Annotated in this window: 17 protein-coding genes; 10 read left to right on the top strand and 7 right to left on the bottom strand. The window is 61.5% G+C overall.

Annotated features, from left to right (window positions below; all coding sequences use genetic code 11):
• The first annotated feature begins 277 nt into the window (after nucleotides 1-277).
• From AC3WTM_RS21895 to AC3WTM_RS21865, 7 genes are all read left to right on the top strand, one after another.
• Entirely contained in the window at nucleotides 278-631 is a 354-nt protein-coding gene (locus AC3WTM_RS21895) for a hypothetical protein (RefSeq protein WP_102670961.1), read from the top strand.
• A gap of 285 nt (nucleotides 632-916) precedes the next feature.
• Nucleotides 917-1876, top strand: coding sequence for an AAA family ATPase (locus AC3WTM_RS21890; protein ID WP_057715002.1), 960 nt, complete (start codon nucleotides 917-919; stop codon nucleotides 1874-1876).
• 5 nt (nucleotides 1877-1881) lie between these two features.
• The gene (locus AC3WTM_RS21885) at nucleotides 1882-2826 is read left to right on the top strand and encodes a DUF58 domain-containing protein (RefSeq protein ID WP_102670962.1); all 945 of its coding nucleotides are present in this window, start codon (nucleotides 1882-1884) and stop codon (nucleotides 2824-2826) included.
• The gene (locus AC3WTM_RS21880) at nucleotides 2823-3317 is read left to right on the top strand and encodes a DUF4381 domain-containing protein (RefSeq protein WP_057715004.1); all 495 of its coding nucleotides are present in this window, start codon (nucleotides 2823-2825) and stop codon (nucleotides 3315-3317) included. Before AC3WTM_RS21885 ends, AC3WTM_RS21880 begins: the two co-directional genes overlap by 4 nt.
• Nucleotides 3310-4392 carry a vWA domain-containing protein gene (locus AC3WTM_RS21875; RefSeq protein WP_102670963.1) on the top strand — a complete coding sequence of 361 codons (1083 nt, stop codon included), beginning with the start codon at nucleotides 3310-3312 and terminating at the stop codon, nucleotides 4390-4392. The genes AC3WTM_RS21880 and AC3WTM_RS21875 overlap by 8 nt, the downstream gene beginning before the upstream one ends.
• A complete protein-coding gene (locus tag AC3WTM_RS21870; RefSeq protein WP_102670964.1) occupies nucleotides 4389-6122 on the top strand; it encodes a VWA domain-containing protein in 1734 nt (577 codons plus the stop codon). Before AC3WTM_RS21875 ends, AC3WTM_RS21870 begins: the two co-directional genes overlap by 4 nt.
• Complete coding sequence (locus AC3WTM_RS21865; protein WP_102670965.1) at nucleotides 6119-7768, top strand: BatD family protein; 1650 nt, start codon at nucleotides 6119-6121, stop codon at nucleotides 7766-7768. The genes AC3WTM_RS21870 and AC3WTM_RS21865 overlap by 4 nt, the downstream gene beginning before the upstream one ends.
• Before the next feature lie 6 nt (nucleotides 7769-7774).
• Here the strand turns inward: AC3WTM_RS21865 and AC3WTM_RS21860 are convergent, their stop codons facing one another.
• Complete coding sequence (locus AC3WTM_RS21860; RefSeq protein ID WP_102670966.1) at nucleotides 7775-9358, bottom strand: ATP-binding cassette domain-containing protein; 1584 nt, start codon at nucleotides 9356-9358, stop codon at nucleotides 7775-7777.
• Between the two features lie 410 nt (nucleotides 9359-9768).
• Between AC3WTM_RS21860 and AC3WTM_RS21855 the strand changes: the two genes are divergently transcribed.
• The 3 genes from AC3WTM_RS21855 to AC3WTM_RS21845 are packed head-to-tail and all read left to right on the top strand — an operon-like array spanning nucleotide 9769 to nucleotide 15244.
• On the top strand, nucleotides 9769-11013 hold the full coding sequence (locus AC3WTM_RS21855; protein WP_057715008.1) for an exonuclease SbcCD subunit D C-terminal domain-containing protein: 1245 nt from the start codon (nucleotides 9769-9771) through the stop codon (nucleotides 11011-11013).
• Nucleotides 11010-14651 (top strand): AAA family ATPase, encoded by a 3642-nt coding sequence (locus tag AC3WTM_RS21850; protein ID WP_102670967.1) that lies wholly within the window; start codon nucleotides 11010-11012, stop codon nucleotides 14649-14651. Before AC3WTM_RS21855 ends, AC3WTM_RS21850 begins: the two co-directional genes overlap by 4 nt.
• Nucleotides 14648-15244 carry a glutathione S-transferase gene (locus AC3WTM_RS21845; RefSeq protein WP_102670968.1) on the top strand — a complete coding sequence of 199 codons (597 nt, stop codon included), beginning with the start codon at nucleotides 14648-14650 and terminating at the stop codon, nucleotides 15242-15244. Before AC3WTM_RS21850 ends, AC3WTM_RS21845 begins: the two co-directional genes overlap by 4 nt.
• Nucleotides 15245-15358: 114 nt before the next feature.
• Here the strand turns inward: AC3WTM_RS21845 and AC3WTM_RS21840 are convergent, their stop codons facing one another.
• The 6 genes from AC3WTM_RS21840 to AC3WTM_RS21815 form a co-directional block, all read right to left on the bottom strand.
• Entirely contained in the window at nucleotides 15359-15616 is a 258-nt protein-coding gene (locus AC3WTM_RS21840; RefSeq protein WP_102670969.1) for a hypothetical protein, read from the bottom strand.
• Entirely contained in the window at nucleotides 15613-15825 is a 213-nt protein-coding gene (locus AC3WTM_RS21835) for a hypothetical protein (RefSeq protein ID WP_102670970.1), read from the bottom strand. The genes AC3WTM_RS21840 and AC3WTM_RS21835 overlap by 4 nt, the downstream gene beginning before the upstream one ends.
• Before the next feature lie 115 nt (nucleotides 15826-15940).
• Nucleotides 15941-16066 carry a hypothetical protein gene (locus AC3WTM_RS21830; RefSeq protein ID WP_256586109.1) on the bottom strand — a complete coding sequence of 42 codons (126 nt, stop codon included), beginning with the start codon at nucleotides 16064-16066 and terminating at the stop codon, nucleotides 15941-15943.
• 216 nt (nucleotides 16067-16282) lie between these two features.
• Nucleotides 16283-16462, bottom strand: coding sequence for a hypothetical protein (locus AC3WTM_RS21825; protein WP_057715012.1), 180 nt, complete (start codon nucleotides 16460-16462; stop codon nucleotides 16283-16285).
• Between the two features lie 156 nt (nucleotides 16463-16618).
• On the bottom strand, nucleotides 16619-17788 hold the full coding sequence (locus AC3WTM_RS21820; RefSeq protein ID WP_102670971.1) for a lactonase family protein: 1170 nt from the start codon (nucleotides 17786-17788) through the stop codon (nucleotides 16619-16621).
• Entirely contained in the window at nucleotides 17781-18119 is a 339-nt protein-coding gene (locus AC3WTM_RS21815; protein ID WP_102670972.1) for a DUF5629 family protein, read from the bottom strand. Before AC3WTM_RS21815 ends, AC3WTM_RS21820 begins: the two co-directional genes overlap by 8 nt.
• Nucleotides 18120-18217: the final 98 nt, after the last annotated feature.

Here is an 18217-nt window from a genome sequence, read left to right as displayed (position 1 = left end):
CAGCTTAACGAGTGCGGCAAGGCCCGTGCTTGCGGTGCTGCGACATATTCGGTCAACGGTACGCTGCTCAACGCATGCGCATCGAACAACACTAGCATTCGCACAGGAAAATGACGGATTTCCGTCCGGTTTTACGGGACATGCGTACCAGAAATGACCAGTAACACTCTGACCGTCCAATACCCGGTCATCGACACTCGGACAAGCAGAAATGTGCGCGGGCTGGCAGAATCGCCCCTTGTTGCGTTTACCACGCTCGTCGAACCAGGAATTTCCCATGAAAATGAAAACCGCCCTCTTGATCGTCAACCCTTGCGACGACGAAGAAGACAACATGGCCATGCTCTGCTGCCACAGCGACCAGGGCGAAATGTTCCTGATGAGCCGCTACCCGGATGAAGACGAGCTGGAAATCACTCTGGACGGCGAGCCTTCGACCCTCGATGGCGTGAAAGTCACCCTCAGCCCTTCCCTGCTGAAGATCGAAATTGCCGCGGCTGATGCCGATGCGCTCAACGGCGACGATGTACTGGAAATCGCCTTTGATGCCGACATGGTGGATATGGCCGAAGTGGAAGAAACCTTGCAGAACATTCTTGAAGGCACTGGCACCTTCATTAGCCAGCTCTGAAAATCAGTGCCTGTCCGACCTCATCGCGAGCAAGCTCGCTCCCACATTTGATTGCATGCCTCAGTGACGGCGTGGTCCCCTGTGGGAGCGAGCTCGCTCGCGATGGCGTCAGTAAGCCCGCCACAATACTGAAATGGAACGAACCTCCAACAATTTCACCCATCTTTTCCCGCACTTTGCGCAAAATGCCGTTAGTCGCCACCCCCCGCGATGGATTAAAGTAACGCCCCCAGCCCTGGCGCATTTCGAACGTCCTCGGCCACCCTTTTGCAGGAACAGTCATCGATGGAACATCGTGAAGCGCTGCTAGCGCTGCGAACCTTTCTTTCAACGCAGATTCTCGGCCAGGAAAAACTCATCGAGCGATTGCTCATCGCCCTGCTCGCCGACGGCCATATGCTGGTCGAGGGTGCTCCTGGCCTGGCCAAGACCAAAGCCATCAAAGAACTTGCCGAAGGCATCGAAGCGCAGTTCCACCGCATCCAGTTCACTCCTGACCTGTTGCCGGCCGACATTACCGGTACGGAAATCTACCGCCCGGAAACCGGCAGCTTCGTGTTCCAGCAAGGCCCGATCTTCCACAACCTGGTATTGGCGGACGAAATCAACCGCGCCCCGGCCAAGGTCCAGTCGGCCTTGCTCGAAGCCATGGGCGAGCGGCAAGTCAGTGTCGGGCGCAGCACCTACGAGCTGTCGCCGCTGTTCCTGGTGATGGCCACGCAGAACCCGATCGAGCAGGAAGGCACCTACCCGTTGCCGGAAGCCCAGCTTGACCGGTTCCTGATGCACGTGAAAATCGGCTTTCCCGATGCCACTGTCGAGCGCCGGATTCTGCAGCAAGCCCGTGGAGAAGCCCTGAACGGCGAAGCCAAGCCTGAGCGTCGGGTTACTCAACAGACGATTTTTGTCGCACGCAAGGAAATCCTCGGTCTGTACATGGCCGACGCCGTGGAGGAGTACCTGGTACAACTGGTCATGGCCACCCGCACCCCGGCCAAATTCGATCCGGAGATGGCCGAGTGGATCGCCTACGGCGCCAGCCCCCGAGGCTCGATTGCCCTGGACCGCTGCGCCCGCGCCCACGCCTGGCTGGCCGGGCGTGATTTCGTCAGCCCGGAGGACATCCAGGCCGTGCTGTTCGACGTGCTGCGCCATCGCATCATTCTTTCCTTTGAAGCCGAAGCCGCCGGTATCGATCAGGACCGTGTGGTCCAGCGGATTCTCGACGTCGTAGCCGTCGCTTGACCCCGATGAACGCCAGCCTGCCGCCCGAGCCGGGCATTCGTGTCAGCCTCGCCGACCTGATCGAGATGCGCCATCGCGTGCGCGAAGTGCAGCTGTTTTCCACGCCCGGCCAACGCAGTCCGCTGATCGGCCTGCACCATTCCAAATTGCGCGGGCGTGGCGTCGACTTCGATCAGGTGCGGGTCTATCAGGCCGGCGACGATGTGCGCACCATTGACTGGCGTGTGACCGCGCGCACCCAGGAGCCTCACACCAAACTGTTCCACGAAGAACGTGAGCGGCCGATATTCATCATGGTCGAACAAAGCCGCCGGTTGTTTTTCGGGTCAGGCCTGATGTTCAAGTCAGTGCTCGCCGCCCAGGCCGCGAGCCTGATCGGTTGGGCAGCCCTGGGCCACAACGACCGGGTCGGCGGGCTGGTGTATGGCGACAATGAGCACTATGAAATCAAGCCTCGGCGCAGCAAGCAAAGCCTGCTGCAGTTGCTCAACCGTCTGGTGCGGGTCAACCGGTCGCTGACCACCGAGGGCGAGCCGGACCGCGACGCCTTTGGCATTGCCTTGCGCCGAGCGCGTGAGGTGTCACGTCCGGGCAGCCTTGTCATTGTGATTTGCGACGAACGCGCGCTATCGGAAAGCGCCGAGCAACAGCTGAGCCTGTTATCGCGTCATTGCGACCTGTTGCTGCTGCCGGTGTCCGATCCGCTGGATCATGCTCTGCCCGCCGCCGGCCTTTTACGTTTCGCCGAGCGTGGAGCGCAATTGGAACTCGATACGCTGAATTTCGACCTGCGCCAGGCTTACCGGGCCCAGGCTGAAGCGCGTATCGCGCGATGGGAGCTGCTCGCGCAAAAACTGCGGGTGCTGATGATGCCGTTGAGCACTCAGAGCGAAATGGTCGAGCAATTGCGCGAATACCTGAACCCACAGAAACCGGGGAAAGGTCGATGAGCAGCCTTGATCAACTGCAACCACTGATATCCCCGCCACCGGTGGAATTCTGGCCTCCGGCACCGGGTTGGTGGTTGCTGCTTCTGTTGGTGCCGCTGATCGGTTTGGGCCTGTGGAAGCTACGTCGTTTTATTCCGGACAGGCGTCCCGTGGTGCGTGCAGAACAGCCGCTTGACCCGGTGCGTCTTGCCGCCCTGGCGGAGCTGGCCTTGATGCCCAAACCCTACGACGGTGCGCCGGCCGGTGCCTGGTTGCAGCAACTCAACGGTTTGCTCAAACGCCTGTGCCGCAACCACTACCCCTACAGCCAAAGCCACACCCTCAACGGACGAAAATGGCTGGCGTTCCTCGACAATCGCTGCCCGGCCGCCGGCCTGACTCGCTGGATGGTGCTGGTCGAAGGCGCCTACAAACCCGAATGCAAACTCGACGACAAAGCCATCGCCGGCCTGACCCAGGCCGTCGACACATGGATTCGCAAGCATGTTTGAGTTCGCCTGGCCGTGGATTTTTGCCCTTCTGCCGCTGCCGTGGCTGATGCGCATCATATTGCCGGTGGCCGACAGTGGCGAACCGGCGCTCAAGGTCAGCTTCCTCAGCGACCTGGAAGGCCTCGCCGGGCGTCGCGCCCGGGCCAACCTGCCAGCATGGCGCCAGCAGGCACCGTTCATAGTGCTGTGGCTGTTGCTGCTGGTCGCGGCTGCACGCCCGCAATGGCTCGGCGACCCCTTGCCGATTGCTGCCAGTGGCCGTGACTTGCTGGTGGCGGTGGACGTTTCCGGCTCCATGGACTTCCCTGACATGCAGTGGCAGGACGAAGAAGTGAGCCGACTGGCGTTGGTCCAGCACCTGCTCGGCGATTTCCTCGAAAGCCGCGAAGGTGACCGGGTCGGCCTGATCCTGTTCGGTAGCCAGGCCTACGTGCAGGCGCCGCTGACCTTCGACCGCCACACCGTGCGCGTCTGGCTCGATGAAGCGCGCATCGGCATTGCCGGCAAAAACACCGCCATCGGCGATGCTATCGGCCTGGCCCTCAAGCGCCTGCGCTCGCGTCCGGCAACAAGCCGCGTGCTGATTCTGGTCACCGACGGCGCCAACAATGGCGGTGAAATCGACCCGTTCACCGCAGCCCGACTGGCGGCCAAGGAAGGCGTGAAAATCTATCCGATCGGCATTGGCGCCGACCCAGAGCAAAGCGGCTCCGTGGGTTTCCTCGGCGTCAACCCGAGCCTGGACCTCGACGAGCCGTCCCTCAAGGCCATCGCCGAAGTCACCGGCGGTCAGTACTTCCGCGCCCACGATGGCAAGGAACTGCAATCGATCAAGGACACCCTTGACCAACTGGAGCCCGTGACCCAGCAACCGACCCAGGCCCGCCCGGCCCAAGCGTTGTATCACTGGCCGCTGGCCCTGGCGCTGTGGTTGAGCATGCTGCTGCTGGCCCCCGTACTCTGGCCGGACAACCCGTTGCAACGCCTGTTTACCAGGGATCTGTTTTTGCAAACGCAATTGCTGCCCGACTGGCGCCAGCGTCTCAAACGCCTGCGCCTGCGGAGGCGCCGATGAGTGCGCTGTGGCCTTACTGGTACCGCCCCTGGTGGCTGCTGTTGTTGCCGGTGCTTGGCTGGTTGCTCTGGCAACTCTGGCACCGCAAGAAGCGCGCCGGGCGCTGGCAAATGATCCTGCCTGCGGCCTTTCACACGACATTGCTCAGCGGTGGCAGTGGACGTGACAGTAAATTGCCCTGGATCGCCCTCGGTCTCGCGTGGCTGTTGACCGTGCTCGCCCTGCTGGGTCCGGGCTGGCAGCGTGTCGAGCAGACCAGTCAAAAACCCGCCGATCCGCTGGTGGTGATTCTCGAGCTGACCCCGGAAATGCTCGCCACCGACGTCACACCCAACCGACTCGAACAGGCACGACGCAAGGTGCTTGATCTGCTGCAGATTCGCAGCGACGCGCAAACCGCCATCGTCGTCTACGCCGGCAGTGCCCACACACTGGTGCCGCTGTCAGATGATCTTTCCACCAGCCGCAATCTGTTGGACGCACTCAAACCGTCGTTGATGCCAGCGGCCGGTCATCGCGCCGATCTGGCGGTGCTCAAGGCCCTGGCGTTGCTCGAACAGGCTGCTTTGGGCGATGGCCGGATCCTGCTGATTGGATCGTCCCTGACCGACCAGGAGCGGCTGGGCATCCGTCGCGCGCTGAACGGCAAATCGACCCAATTTTTGATGCTCGGCATCGGCACCGCCGAAGGCTCGCCGATCACCCAGGAAGACGGCAGCTTCCTCAAGGATGAACAAGGCGCCATTCTCGTGCCGCGCCTGGACGAACCCGGCTTGAAAAGTTTTGCCAACGACCTGGATGGCCGCTATCGCCAGGCACGCCTGGACGATAGCGATCTGCACGCCCTTGGCCTGCTCGACGGTCCACGTCACTTGCGCAACGACGGTCAGACCTTGCGCCTGGACACCTGGGCCGATCAGGGGTACTGGTTGCTGCTGCCACTGCTGCTGCTCGCGGCCTGCGCGGGACGTCGCGGTTGGCTGCTGTGCCTGCCGCTGCTATTGGCGCTGCCTCAACCGAGCTACGCCTTCGACCTCGCAGACCTTTGGCTGCGTCCAGACCAACAAGGCGCGCATTTACTCAAGCAGAAGCGCCCTGCGGAGGCCTCCCGACGCTTCGAAAGCCATCAGTGGCAAGGCGTGGCGCTCTATGAGGCCGGCGACTACGCAGGCGCCGCCGAGCGGTTTGCCGAAGGCGACGATGCCCGCTCCCACTACAATCGAGGCAATGCCCTGGCCAAAAGCGGTGAGCTGGAGGCTGCCCTGGACGCTTACGAACAGGCACTGGAACGTCAACCGGATTTGCGTCCGGCACTGACCAACAAGGCGCTGGTCGAACGCCTGCTCAAGGAGAAAAATACTCCTCCTGAGCCAGACGCCGCCAGCAATGCCCGGCCCGAAGCCGAATCGCCGGAGCCACCGCCCGGTGCCGCCGCGCAACCCTCGAGCAGCGGCGAACCGAAAACCGAGGGGCAACCGAGCCGCCCGGGTGAGGAACAACCACCCACCACACCGCCGAAACCGGTGGGCAACGAGGTTCCGGGCAGCGAACTGGGTGACGAACAACACACCACACCGCCCTTGCGCCCGGCCACCGACAGTATCGAAGGTGAGCAGCGCCAGGCACTGGAGCAATGGCTGCGACAGATCCCGGATGACCCCGGTGAACTGCTCAGGCGCAAATTCTGGTACGAACAGCAACAACATCAGGATCAGGAAGAAACTCGATGACCCGCTTCACCGTTTTATTGCTCGCGCTGCTGCATGGCCTGTTGTTCTGCACCGTTCAGGCACAGGCAGCAGAACTGGTCGCCAGTGTTGATCGCAGTCGCCTGAGCTCAGGCGAGACGGTCGAGCTGACCCTGGAATCCAGCGATGTCACTCAGTTCGGCAAACCGGACCTGGCGGCGCTGGAACCGTTGTTCGAAGTGCGCGGCACACGCCAGGTCAACCAGCTGAACACCCTGAGCGGAGAAAACCAGGCCACCACCCGCTGGATCGTCACCCTCCTGCCCCGGCAAAACGGCAGCGTGGTGATTCCGTCATTGCAACTGGGGGAACTGCAGAGCCAGCCGATCACCCTGCAAGTGGTCGAGAGCGAAACACCGGACAACACGAACAAGCGGGCTGCGGTATTCATCGATGCCAGCCTCGATCAAACCAGCGTGTACGTGCAGGCGCAAGCCGTCCTGACCCTGCGCATCTACCATTCGGTGTCGCTGTACGACGACAGCAGCCTGCCACCCTTGCAGATACCTGACGCACGCATCGAACAATTGGGTGACTCACGCACCTACGAAAAGGACATCGACGGCCTGCGCCATGGCGTGATCGAAATGCGCTACGCGATCTACCCGCAACACAGCGGCGAGCTGGTCATTCCGGCGCAGGTCTTCAACGCCGCGCTGGTCGACCCACAACCGGTACAGGACGCAACCCAGGGGCCAAAAGCCGGCAAACTGATGCGCGTTACCTCGGCCGAACTGCTGTTGACGGTCAAGGCCAAGCCCCTCACCTATCCGGCCGACGCGCCATGGCTGCCTGCGCGCAGCCTGACCCTGAGCGAAATCTGGAACCCGGAGCCGGATCACACTCAGGTCGGCGATTCGCTGACCCGCAGCCTGACGGTGAAGGCCGAAGGCTTGTCCAGCACCCAACTGCCTCCGCTGCCCGGCACCGATGTCGGCGGCCTGCGCCGCTATCCGGATCAACCGGTGCTCGGCAACCAGAACAGCGAACGCGGCCTGGTCGGCAGCCGTGAAGACCGCGAGGCCCTGGTGCCGACAAGGACCGGCGCCATCGAACTGCCCACCGTCGACGTGGTCTGGTGGAACACCTTCGAAGATCATCTGGAACACAGCAGCCTGCCTGCTCGCACGCTGCACGTGGTGGCCAATCCGAGCCTGCTGGCCGACACCCCGGCCGGCGCCTCACCGGTCGATGCCAGCGCCGACAGCGAAGCACTCTGGCGCTGGAAACTCAGTACCTTGATCCTGGCCTGCACCACCCTGCTCGGCTTTGGCCTCTGGTGGCGTGGCCGCTGGCAACCGGCGGTGGCGCGTGTCGCGCAAACCGGCCCGAGCCCGCGCACCGTGCTCGACGACCTCAAGCGCGCCTGCCAGGCCAACGACTCCCACGCCACCCGCCAGGCCCTCGACGCCTGGGCCCGCCAGCAGCCGGAAACCCTGGCCGACATGGCCGCCCGCTTCGTACCTCTGTCCGACGCCCTCGACGGCCTGAACGGCGCGCTGTACAGCGAAACCGGCCAGTATTGGCAAGGTGACGAACTGTGGCGGGCGATCAAGGCGATCCCGATGGCCGAACGGGTTCAGGACCCTGTCGGTGACAGTGGGTTGCCGCCGCTTTATCCGAAGTGATTGTTTTTAGCTTTTGAGATGAAACTCAGCATCTAGATGAATAGCGTGTAAAAAAGCGCAATCGTGAGAAACCACGATCAATGCCCCTTGGTATTGATTAAGCATCTGCTCCAGCGCGATTCTACTGGGCAGATCCAAATGGTTATCCGGTTCATCCAGCAACAGCAATTGCGGCGGCCGCTGTGCATACAACTGTGCAGCGAGTGCTATTTTCAGGCGCTCGCCGCCACTCAACTGGCAGGTCTTGAGCATCGCACGGTCAGCATCAATCCCCGTCTGCGCCAAGCGGGTTCGTGCCTCGGCTTCGGGCAGCGCAGGATTGCTCTCGTAGAGCCATTGCACCGCCGTACGTTCGGGGTACTGCACCCCGGCGTGTTGATCCAGCCAACCGACATGGCAACTGCGGATGAGTTCGCCTTCGTGCACCGGCAGTTGGCCAGCGATCACTCGCAACAGGGTCGACTTGCCGCTGCCGTTGGCGCCCAGGATCGCCATGCGCATAGGCCCGGTCAGCGTCAGATTGACCGGTGCCGCGTAACCGAACGGGAGAATCACGTCGTTGAGTTGTACAATCAGCTTGCCATTGGGCACTACGCTTTCTGGGGACAACATCATGCGTTGAATGTCCGGCGCGCACCGTGCGCGGGCCTCGGCGATCCGTTGTTGCTGCTGCTCCCGGGCCACCTGTTGATTGAGGCGCAATTTTCCCTGACTGTTTTCACTGCGCTCTTTCTGGGCGTTGGTGATCAGCTTGGTCTGATTACCATCACGGGCCTGACGGTCGCCGCGGGCATTACGCCGTTGCTGACGCTCCATCTGCACGACCATATCACGTTGTTCACGCTTGGCTTGCGCCCGCTCCCCTTGCAATGCCGACTGGAACGACTGCTGCTCTTGCTCGCGTGCCGCCGCATACTGACTGTAGTTGCCGCCATAAACCGCCAGCCCCAATGGCGACAGCTCGACAATTTCATTCACGTGTTCCAGAAGGCCTCGGTCGTGACTGATCAACACCAAGCCGTTCGGCCAGCGATTGATCTGCTGCGCGAGCTTGTGTTGCTGATCAATATCCAGGTGGTTGCTGGGTTCATCGAAAATGAGCCAGTCGGCTCTGGAGAGCCATGCCCCGAGTAGTGCCACCCGCTGTCGCTCGCCACCACTGAGTGCGTCGGTTCGGGAGTCGCCCTTCAAATGACCCAGACCGATCTGCGCAAGCTGCGCCTCAAGACGTGTGGCGCAATCCCATTGGTCGACCGCCAGCGAATGGTCGTCATCGTCGACACTGCCTTGGGCAATGCGATCCAGCGCCGCGAGAATATGGTCGACCCCGGCCAGCGCGGCAACGCTGGGGTAGCACTCGGGCTCCAGTAATTGCGCCACGGTGTAGACCCGCCCTTCGCGACGGACGATGCCGCCGGTGGACAGTTGCTCCCCCGTCAGCAGCCGGCCGAGCAACGACTTGCCGCAGCCATTGGCACCCACGATGCCGGTGGCCCTGGTACTGAAGGTGTGGTTCAAGTGATCGAACAGCACGCGCCCGTCGGGCAGGTTGAACGACACTTGATCGAGTTGGAGTAACCGTTGAGTCATGGCGCTTCCTTATACAATCGGCCCGATAGGCACTGAACCACTCCCTGATGGTGCGCAACAGCACCCGGTGGATGGGCAATAACCGTGAACACGGCGCCCGCCCACATTTGAAAATGACCTTCGAACAGCATGCCGGCCCTGATCGACGTCGAAAGATCTTGTATCACCCTCAACACCAGACGTCCCGAAGGCCAATGTATCTCGACAAGGCGCGCCCCTCTACCAACAACAAGTTCGAAAGAGCGCAGCCAGCGGCAGTTCCTACATTGGATATGCGCATACTCTGTAGGAGCTGTCGCAGGCTGCTTTTTTTGCCTTCTGCATTCCCGACCGTTTGCCAGTAAACTCTTCCCCCTTTCGCCGCCTTCATTTTTCACGCGGCCATTACCTATTTTGTAGCGGAGTTCGCCTTGCGCTTGTTTCACACCTCCGACTGGCACCTCGGGCAGAACCTGCACGGCCAGGATCGCGATTTCGAACACGGCTGTTTTCTCGAGTGGCTGTTGCGTCAATTGAAGCTCGACCAGCCGGATGTGCTGTTGATCGCCGGCGATATCTTCGACACGGTCAATCCGCCGGTCAAAGCCCAGGAGCGTCTCTACGACTTCATCGTCAGCGCCCACGAACAGCAGCCGTTGCTGACCATCGTGATGATTGCCGGCAACCACGATTCCGGCTCGCGGATCGAACTGCCCGCGCCGTTGATGCGCCGCTTGCGCACTCACGCGCTCGGTCGTGTGTTGTGGCTGGATGACGGGCAACTGGATGCCGAGCGTTTGCTGTTGCCGCTGCCGGATGCCAAAGGCAAAACCGTCGCCTGGTGCCTGGCGCTGCCGTTCCTGCGCCCTGCCGAAGTCACCGGCGCGCATCTGGGCGACAACTACCTGCGTGGCATTGGCCAGGTCCATGAATGGCTGATCGAGGCGGCGAACGCAAAGCGCAAGAAAGGCCAGGCGCTGATCGCCATCAGCCACGCACACATGGCGGGCGGTTCGGTGTCGGAAGACTCCGAGCGCAGCCTGATCATCGGCAATGCCGAAGCCTTGCCCGCCAGCCTGTTCGGACCGAGCATCAGTTACGTTGCCCTCGGCCACTTGCACAAGCCGCAGAAGGTCAACGGCGAGGAGCGCATCCGCTACAGCGGCTCACCGATTCCGCTGTCGTTCTCCGAGATCAGCTATCAGCACCAGATCCTCGACATCAAACTCGATGGCGAAACCCTGGTCAGCGTCGAGCCGAAACTGATCCCCCGCGCGGTCAACCTGCAACGCATCGGCCCGGCGCCATTGAGCGAGATCCTGGTGCAATTGGCGGACCTGCCGAACATCGACCTGTTGGCCGACATCCAGCGCCAGCCATGGCTGGAGGTGCGGGTTCGCCTCGATGAACCGCAGCCCGACCTGCGCAATCAAGTGGAAACCGCCCTGCAAGGCAAGGCTGTGCGCCTGGTGCGCATCGCCGCCGAGTACGCCGGCAACGGCGGCCGTGACGGTGCCGACGAAGGCAGCACGCTGATCGAACTGGACCAACTCACGCCTCAGGAACTGTTCAGCCGCGCCTGGCAGGACAACTACGGCAGCGAGGTCGACGAGCAAACCCTCAAGGACTTTGCCGAGCTGTTGCAGGACGTGCAGATGGAGAGCGAACAACCATGAAAATCCTCGCGATCCGCCTGAAAAACCTCGCCTCCCTGGCCGGGCCATTTGAAATCGACTTCACTGCCGAACCCCTGGCCAGTGCCGGACTGTTCGCCATCACCGGCCCCACCGGCGCTGGTAAAAGCACCTTGCTCGATGCCCTGTGCCTGGCGCTGTTTGGCGCCGTACCGCGCCTGAACAACACCGGCCGCGACGCCAAGGTGCCGGACGCCGACGGCGAAATCGCTACCGGCGACCCACGTACCCTGCTGCGTCGCGGCACGGGTGAAGGCTATGCGGAAGTGGATTTCGTCGGCGTCGACGGCCGCCGCTACCGCGCCCGCTGGGAAGCCAATCGCGCCCGGGACAAGGCCGCTGGCAAGCTGCAGGCCAGCCGCCAGAGCTTGCGTGACATCGATCAGGATCAATTGCTCGCCAGCCAGAAAGGCGAATACAAGACTCAGCTCGAAGCCGCGCTGGGGCTGAATTTCGAACAATTCACCCGCGCGGTGATGTTGGCGCAAAGCGAGTTCAGCGCGTTTCTCAAGGCCGACGACAACGACCGCAGCGAACTGCTGGAAAAACTCACCGACACCGCGCTCTACACTCGCCTCGGTCGTCGGGCCTTCGACAAGACCAAGGAGGCCCGCGAGGCGCACAAGCTGCTGCAGGATCAGGCCAGCGGGGTAACGCCGCTGTCACCCGATGCCCGCGCGGAACTGGATGAGCGCTTCAGCCAGGCGCAGCAACAACTCAAGACCCAGCAGGCGCAGCTCAAACAGCTTGAACTGCAGGACACCTGGCTCAAGGACCTGCAACGATTGCAGGACGAGCATCTGGCCGCCAGCGAACAACTGCAATCGGCGCAGTCCCACTGGGAGGCCTTGGCCAGCGAGCGTTTGAGGCTCACCCGTCTCGAACAACTGGCCCCGCAACGGCACCAGTTCGCCCGTAAAGCCGAGGTCGACGCGCTGCTGACACCCTTGGCGGCGCAAATTGCCTTGCAGACGCAGCAACATGGCGAACTCGGCGAGCGCCAGACGCAGCTTGAGCACCAGCTCGGCAGCGCCCGGATCGCCTTGAGCGAAACCCAACAGCGACAAGCCGACAGCGCGCCGTTGCTGCGTCAGGCCTTCGAAGCCCAAAGCACCCTCGCCCGCCTGGCCAGGGACACCGCCCTCAGCGCCGAAGCCAGGCAGCAGGCGCAAGAAGCCTGCACCCAGGGCCAGGGCACGATTGAGACCTTGCTCGGTCAGCAAGCCCGAGGCGCCGGGGACTTGCAGCGCATCGCCACCGGGCTTGAGCAAAGCACGCATCTAGCACCGCTGAGCGATGCCTGGAATGCCTACCGCGACCGGCTGCAACAGTTGATGCTGATCGGCAATCGACTGAATCAGGGCCAGGCCGAACTGGCCAGCCTCGAACAAAACGCCGCGAGCACCGACCAGGCGCTCACCGCGCAGAAGCAGCAACTGGAGGTGCTGTTCAAGGAGGCCGGTGCCGAACCGGATGCCGTCGCCGAACAGATCGGCATCCTGGGTAGCCTGTTGCAGGACAACCGCAAGCAACTGCGCGCCGTCGAAGACCTGGCGCGCTTGTGGGCCAGCCAGCAGGACCTGGACAAACGCAGCGCCGAGCTGCAACAGCGCCAGCTCACCGCGCAGCAGGAACGTGAACGCCTGACCCAGGACGGGGTCAAGGCCAAGGCTGATCTGAGCGTTGCCGAACAGACCCTCAACGTCACTCGCGAACTGCTGGAGCGTCAGCGTCTGGCGCGTAGTGCCAGTGTCGAAGAGCTGCGCGCGCAGTTACAGGACGACCAGCCATGTCCGGTCTGCGGCAGCAACGAGCATCCGTATCATCAGCCGGAAGCCCTGCTGCAAAGCCTCGGTCGTTTTGATGAAAGCGAACAGGCCAACGCGCAAAAGGCCGTCGACCTGCTCAAGGAAAAACTCACTGACCTGCGTGCCGAAGTCGGCGGGCTGATCGCCCAGCAAAAGGAACTGCTGCAACAGCAGGAGCAACTGGCGACCCAGCAGCAAGCCCTCGCTCCAAGCCTGGAAGCGCACCCGCTGGCGGCCCAACTGCTGAATCAGGATGCCGCCAAACGCGATGCCTGGCTCGTCCAGCAAAACAGTCAGCTCAACCAGAGCATCAGCCAGGACGAGCAACGGCAGAGCGCGCTGCTCACCCTGCAACAGGATGCCGCACGCCTGACCCAGCAACTGCGCCATGCCGAAACTGCCCACCAGCAAGCGGCCCAGCACCTGAGCAATCAACAGCGCGAATTGAACAACGACCGCCAGCGTCTGGACGAAGAACTCAAGGCATTCGCCAACCTGCTGCCGGCCGAAACCCTGCAAGCGCTGCGCGTCGAACCGGCGGCGACTTTCATGCAGCTCGACCAGCAGATCGCCGAGCGCCTGGCGCAACTCGAACAACAAAAGGAAGAACTGGCCGAGCAGCAACAACGCCAGCAACAGCTGGAGAAGGAACAGGATCGCCAGCAAAGCCGCGTGCAGCAATTGCAGGCCGCCGAACAGCAATTCACCGGGCTGGCTGAGCAGCAACAGGCGAGCCAGCACACACTCGGGCAATTACTCGGCGAACACAGCAGCGCCGAGCATTGGCAGCAGCAACTGGAACAGGCCGTGGAACAGGCGCGCAGCGCCGAAGCCAGCACTGCGCAGACGTTGCAAAGCGTCGTCACGCAGTCAGTGCAAATCGCCGCCGAGCTCAAGGCCCAGCGCGAACGCTTGCATGCACTGGAAGGCGAAGAACTTGAGCTCGCCGGCAAGATCGGCGACTGGCGTGCCCGCCATCCCGAGCTGGATGACGGCGGCCTCGAAAACCTGTTGAGCGTCGACGCCCCCCAGGTCAGCGAACTGCGCCAGCGCTTGCAGCACAGCGAGAAAGCCATCGAACAGGCCAACGTCCTGGTACAGGAGCGCAACAAACACCTGCTCAATCATCAGGCACAACAGAACGGAAACCTCGATGCCGAGCAATTGGCCAGTGCGCTGATCGACCTGCAAAACCTCGCCGCCACCAGCGAACAACACTGCGCCGAACTGCGTGCCGAACAGGCCGAGGACCAGCGCCGGCAGAACGCCAATCAGGCCCTGGCGCAGCAAATCGCCGACGCCTACACCGAGTATCAACGCTGGGCACGCCTGAATGCGTTGATCGGCTCCGCCACCGGCGACACATTCCGCAAGATCGCCCAGGCCTACAACCTCGACCTGCTGGTGCATCACGCCAACGTGCAATTGCGCCAACTGGTGCGCCGCTATCGCCTCAAGCGCGGCGGCAGCATGCTCGGGTTGCTGGTGATGGACACGGAAATGGGCGACGAACTGCGCTCGGTACACTCACTGTCCGGTGGCGAAACCTTCCTGGTGTCGCTGGCGCTGGCCCTCGGTCTGGCGTCGATGGCGTCGAGCACGCTGAAAATCGAGTCGCTGTTCATTGATGAAGGCTTCGGCAGCCTCGACCCTGAATCCCTGCAACTGGCCATGGATGCCCTCGACGGCTTGCAGGCCCAGGGCCGCAAGGTCGCGGTGATTTCCCACGTACAGGAAATGCATGAACGGATTCCGGTGCAGATTCAGGTCCAGCGCCAGGGCAACGGCCTGAGTACCCTGGAGGTGAAATGAACACGCTGTATTCCTTCCGCCGCTGCCCGTACGCCATGCGCGCGCGCATGGCCCTGCGCTACTCGGGCGTGGCGGTGGACATCGTCGAAGTCAGCCTGAAGGCCAAGCCCGCCGAGATGCTCGCACTGTCGGGTAAAGGCACGGTGCCGGTACTCAGCGTCGATGGCCGGGTGATCGACGAAAGCCTCGACATCATGCGCTGGGCCCTGGCTCAGAACGATCCGCAGGACTGGTTGCTCAAGGATGATCCTGTCGCAGCGGAGCAAATCGCTCCTTTGATTGAACAGAACGATCAGGTGTTCAAGGTGCACTTGAATCGCTACAAGTACGCCGAGCGTTATCCCGAGCAGCCGATGGAGGTTTATCGCAGCGAGGGTGAAGTGTTCCTGCGCAGGCTGGATCAGTTGCTGGAAGGGCGCGACTACTTGCTGGCCGGTCATCCAAGCCTGGCCGATGTGGCGTTGATGCCGTTTGTACGGCAGTTTGCGCATGTGGATCGCAAGTGGTTCGGGCAGACGCCTTACCTGCGCTTGCAGGCATGGCTACAGCGGCTTTTGGAGTCGGACCTGTTCACATCGATCATGAAGAAATAACCATCCCCTGTAGGAGCCAGCTTGCTGGCGAAGGTGTGTCAGTTGACGCTGCGGTGCCTGACACACCATCGCCAGCAAGCTGGCTCCTGCAAAGGTCCGTGGTGCGTCGAAGACTCAGGCCAGCACCTGACACATCCCGATGGCCGAGCAATCGACCTGGAACGGGCCGAAAACCACACCTTCACTCCTGATCGGCGGATTGCCGGCCAGCATGCCCTTGGCATTGGCGTTTTCGATGCTGCGGGCAATGTTGTGATTGGCTTCGATAGCCCGTGCCACCGAACCTGCCGAGCCCTGGCCGATCCCCAACAGGGAGGATCCATTGGTCATGAACGCCAGGAAGGCGATGACCCAAAGTCTGTGCCCTTTCATGCGCCGACGACTCCTGCGAGTTCAGCCTGATCAGCGCTGGCGTTTTGCGCACGGTGTTCAAACTGGATGCCCGGATGAGCGACCTGGATCGGTGCTTCGAAAGAGGATTGCGCCTGTTCTGAAAGGCTGACCACCAGCACCATGGCAAGGTAAAGACCGATTGCCACATAGGCGCCGTGTTTGGCAGAAGTGAGAATTGCGCTGGCCATGATGTTCTCCGCAGGCATGTTTCAATGCCCACAGAATCGATCAAAAAAGCCTGGTTAACCACTCAGGGATATCCATAGTGACCATCAACTTCATTGATCATTAAGCCAGACTATTTCAGTCTTCAATAAAACTCATCAAGCGCTCGCGCGCAGCATCCGGCTCACCCGGAACAGGGTCGGCTGCCGACAGAATGGGGGTGGAATAGAGAAAAAGTAGAGCCAATGCCAGACGCGTCACCATGCTGTCGATCCTTGCCGTGAGGAGGAGTCAAAAAATCAGCGTCAATTTAAACGCATGGCAATGTGATATCAAGCGCGACATTGATGTCAAAGTGATGCTGTCGCAAATGCGTTATGCAGGAGCGACATCACTCTGATCGTTTTCAACACCTGTTTTTCAACATCAGGCTCTTCGATCATCAGTGACTTCGCTCCTGCATAAAGGCAGGGCTGACGTTCAGGCTTGGGTTTTGTGATCCAGCGCGGCGTAGAAGTTGGCGCTCTGTTGCAGGTACTTCGGGGTGTAGCTCTGGGTGTGGGCTTTTTTGTCGCTGATTTCAACGTTGGCACTGGCTGGCAACGCAACGGTGGCAGAAATGGCGGATGCGGCGATGACAGAGAAGATGTTGAAGTTCATGGCGGTAATCCTCGGATTCAGTTGGCTTGCTTGCCCGGTGGGGCCGTGAAGCAAACTTAACCCTCGAGGGTTCATGCCTTGAAATGCTTTGTAGCATTACCAGATATCAGCGTCATTGATAAAAGCAGGCAGGCCCCATTAACCGGGGCCTGCGGCTTATTGACGCAGCAAAAACCTGACGTCGCTCGGCGCGTCCATCGGCAGTTTTTGCACAGTCTTGCCCAGCAAACCGGTTTTGGCATCGCGTTCGACGACGACAATCTGGTTGCTCTTCTGGTTGGCGATCAACAGAAATCTGCCGCTCGGATCGAGGCTGAATTCCCGCGGATGATCGCCCTCCACCGCCCGGCGTTGCAGCTCGCTGAGGTGGCCGGTGGCCGGATCAATGGCAAACACCAGCAGTTGATTGGCCGTGCCACGGTTGCTGACGTAGAGGAACTTGCTATCAGCCGAGGCATGCAACGCTGCCGCAGCCTTGTCCGATACCGGTTGCCCGGCAGCCAGATCGACCATCTGCGTCTGTTCGAGTTGGCCGTCGTGGTAATCGAACACCGCCACTTGCGCGCTCATTTCCATGGTCAGCCAGGCATGTTTGCCATCGGCGCTGAACAGCAGGTGGCGCGGCCCGCTGCCCGGCGGCAGTTCCACGAATGCCGGGGTGACCGGAGTCAACGGCAGTTCCGGGTTGGCCTTGGGGTCGAAGCGGTAGGCAAACACCTTGTCGGCGCCCAGGTCATTGGCGAACACGTATTTGCCGTCCGGCGACGGGATTGTCGAGTGCACATGGGCCGAGGCCTGGCGCGCGGGATTGACCCGGCTCGCCGGGTGGCTGCTCATCTGCACCACGGGCTTGAGCTTGCCATCAGCCGCCACCGGCAATACCGCGAGAGTGCCGCCCGGGTCTTCGGCCACCGAGTAATTGCTGACAAACAGATGGCGGCCATCGGCGCTGAGACTGGAATGGGTCGGCTCGTTGCCCAGGCTTTGTACCTGACTGATCAGGCTCAGCGCATGGGTCTTGGGATCAATCGAGTAACTGCTGACGCGCCCCACCGGATCGGCCTGACCCGGGCCGTTTTCATTGACCGCGAACAGGTGTCGCTGGTCCTTCGACAGGGTCAGCCACGAAGGGTTTTCGCTTTTGATCACCTGCAGGGGCCGGGCATCGATCTGCCCGGTGCGGCTGTCGAAAGCCAGGCGGTAGATGCCCTGGCTCTGACCGGCGGTGTAGGAGCCCACCAGCAACTGATAATCATCGGCGGATGCGACCTGGACGCCCATGGCGCCGATGCTGCCGGCCATCAACAGTGGCCAGAGTTTATTCATCCTCAGGCTCATCGTCATCGTTGTCACCGCTGACGACGTCACCCACGCAGACCAGCCGGTGTTCGCCAGAATCATTGGTGATCAACCAGCTTTGCAGTGAGGTGTCGTATGTCGCAGCCTGAACCTGCACCGGGGTGAACTCCCAATGTTTGGCCGCGCGGCCGTCCATGCATTCGATATGCAGGTTGTCATCGACATCAAGGGCGAATTCGAAGGCATGCAGCCCGTCGATTTTCACCATTCCACAGTGTTCGAGGGCATTGAGCAGGGTGTCGGTTACGGCAGTCATGGCAGTCAATCTTTGGATGGGAAAACGCCAATGATAGCTCATGCGCCACGTCCTCTGTGGGAGCAAGCTCCCACATCTATGGATCCCCCCATTTCTGCAATACTGGTTTTGATGCGTGTTTGGCTTGCTTTCATCTATCC

This window comes from Pseudomonas sp. EU05-FHT14B02, from assembly GCF_058791055.1.
This window is presented reverse-complemented; position numbering and strand designations above follow the sequence as displayed.

Excerpts from the sequence above, each read along its gene's own strand:
- AC3WTM_RS21895 (WP_102670961.1), top strand. The coding sequence starts at position 278 with ATGAAAATGAAAACCGCCCTCTTGATCGTCAACCCTTGCGACGACGAA.
- AC3WTM_RS21890 (WP_057715002.1), top strand. The coding sequence starts at position 917 with ATGGAACATCGTGAAGCGCTGCTAGCGCTGCGAACCTTTCTTTCAACG.
- AC3WTM_RS21885 (WP_102670962.1), top strand. The coding sequence starts at position 1,882 with ATGAACGCCAGCCTGCCGCCCGAGCCGGGCATTCGTGTCAGCCTCGCC.
- AC3WTM_RS21880 (WP_057715004.1), top strand. The coding sequence starts at position 2,823 with ATGAGCAGCCTTGATCAACTGCAACCACTGATATCCCCGCCACCGGTG.
- AC3WTM_RS21875 (WP_102670963.1), top strand. The coding sequence starts at position 3,310 with ATGTTTGAGTTCGCCTGGCCGTGGATTTTTGCCCTTCTGCCGCTGCCG.
- AC3WTM_RS21870 (WP_102670964.1), top strand. The coding sequence starts at position 4,389 with ATGAGTGCGCTGTGGCCTTACTGGTACCGCCCCTGGTGGCTGCTGTTG.
- AC3WTM_RS21865 (WP_102670965.1), top strand. The coding sequence starts at position 6,119 with ATGACCCGCTTCACCGTTTTATTGCTCGCGCTGCTGCATGGCCTGTTG.
- AC3WTM_RS21860 (WP_102670966.1), bottom strand. The coding sequence starts at position 9,358 with ATGACTCAACGGTTACTCCAACTCGATCAAGTGTCGTTCAACCTGCCC.
- AC3WTM_RS21850 (WP_102670967.1), top strand. The coding sequence starts at position 11,010 with ATGAAAATCCTCGCGATCCGCCTGAAAAACCTCGCCTCCCTGGCCGGG.
- AC3WTM_RS21845 (WP_102670968.1), top strand. The coding sequence starts at position 14,648 with ATGAACACGCTGTATTCCTTCCGCCGCTGCCCGTACGCCATGCGCGCG.
- AC3WTM_RS21840 (WP_102670969.1), bottom strand. The coding sequence starts at position 15,616 with ATGAAAGGGCACAGACTTTGGGTCATCGCCTTCCTGGCGTTCATGACC.
- AC3WTM_RS21835 (WP_102670970.1), bottom strand. The coding sequence starts at position 15,825 with ATGGCCAGCGCAATTCTCACTTCTGCCAAACACGGCGCCTATGTGGCA.
- AC3WTM_RS21830 (WP_256586109.1), bottom strand. The coding sequence starts at position 16,066 with ATGGTGACGCGTCTGGCATTGGCTCTACTTTTTCTCTATTCCACCCCC.
- AC3WTM_RS21825 (WP_057715012.1), bottom strand. The coding sequence starts at position 16,462 with ATGAACTTCAACATCTTCTCTGTCATCGCCGCATCCGCCATTTCTGCC.
- AC3WTM_RS21820 (WP_102670971.1), bottom strand. The coding sequence starts at position 17,788 with ATGAATAAACTCTGGCCACTGTTGATGGCCGGCAGCATCGGCGCCATG.
- AC3WTM_RS21815 (WP_102670972.1), bottom strand. The coding sequence starts at position 18,119 with ATGAGCTATCATTGGCGTTTTCCCATCCAAAGATTGACTGCCATGACT.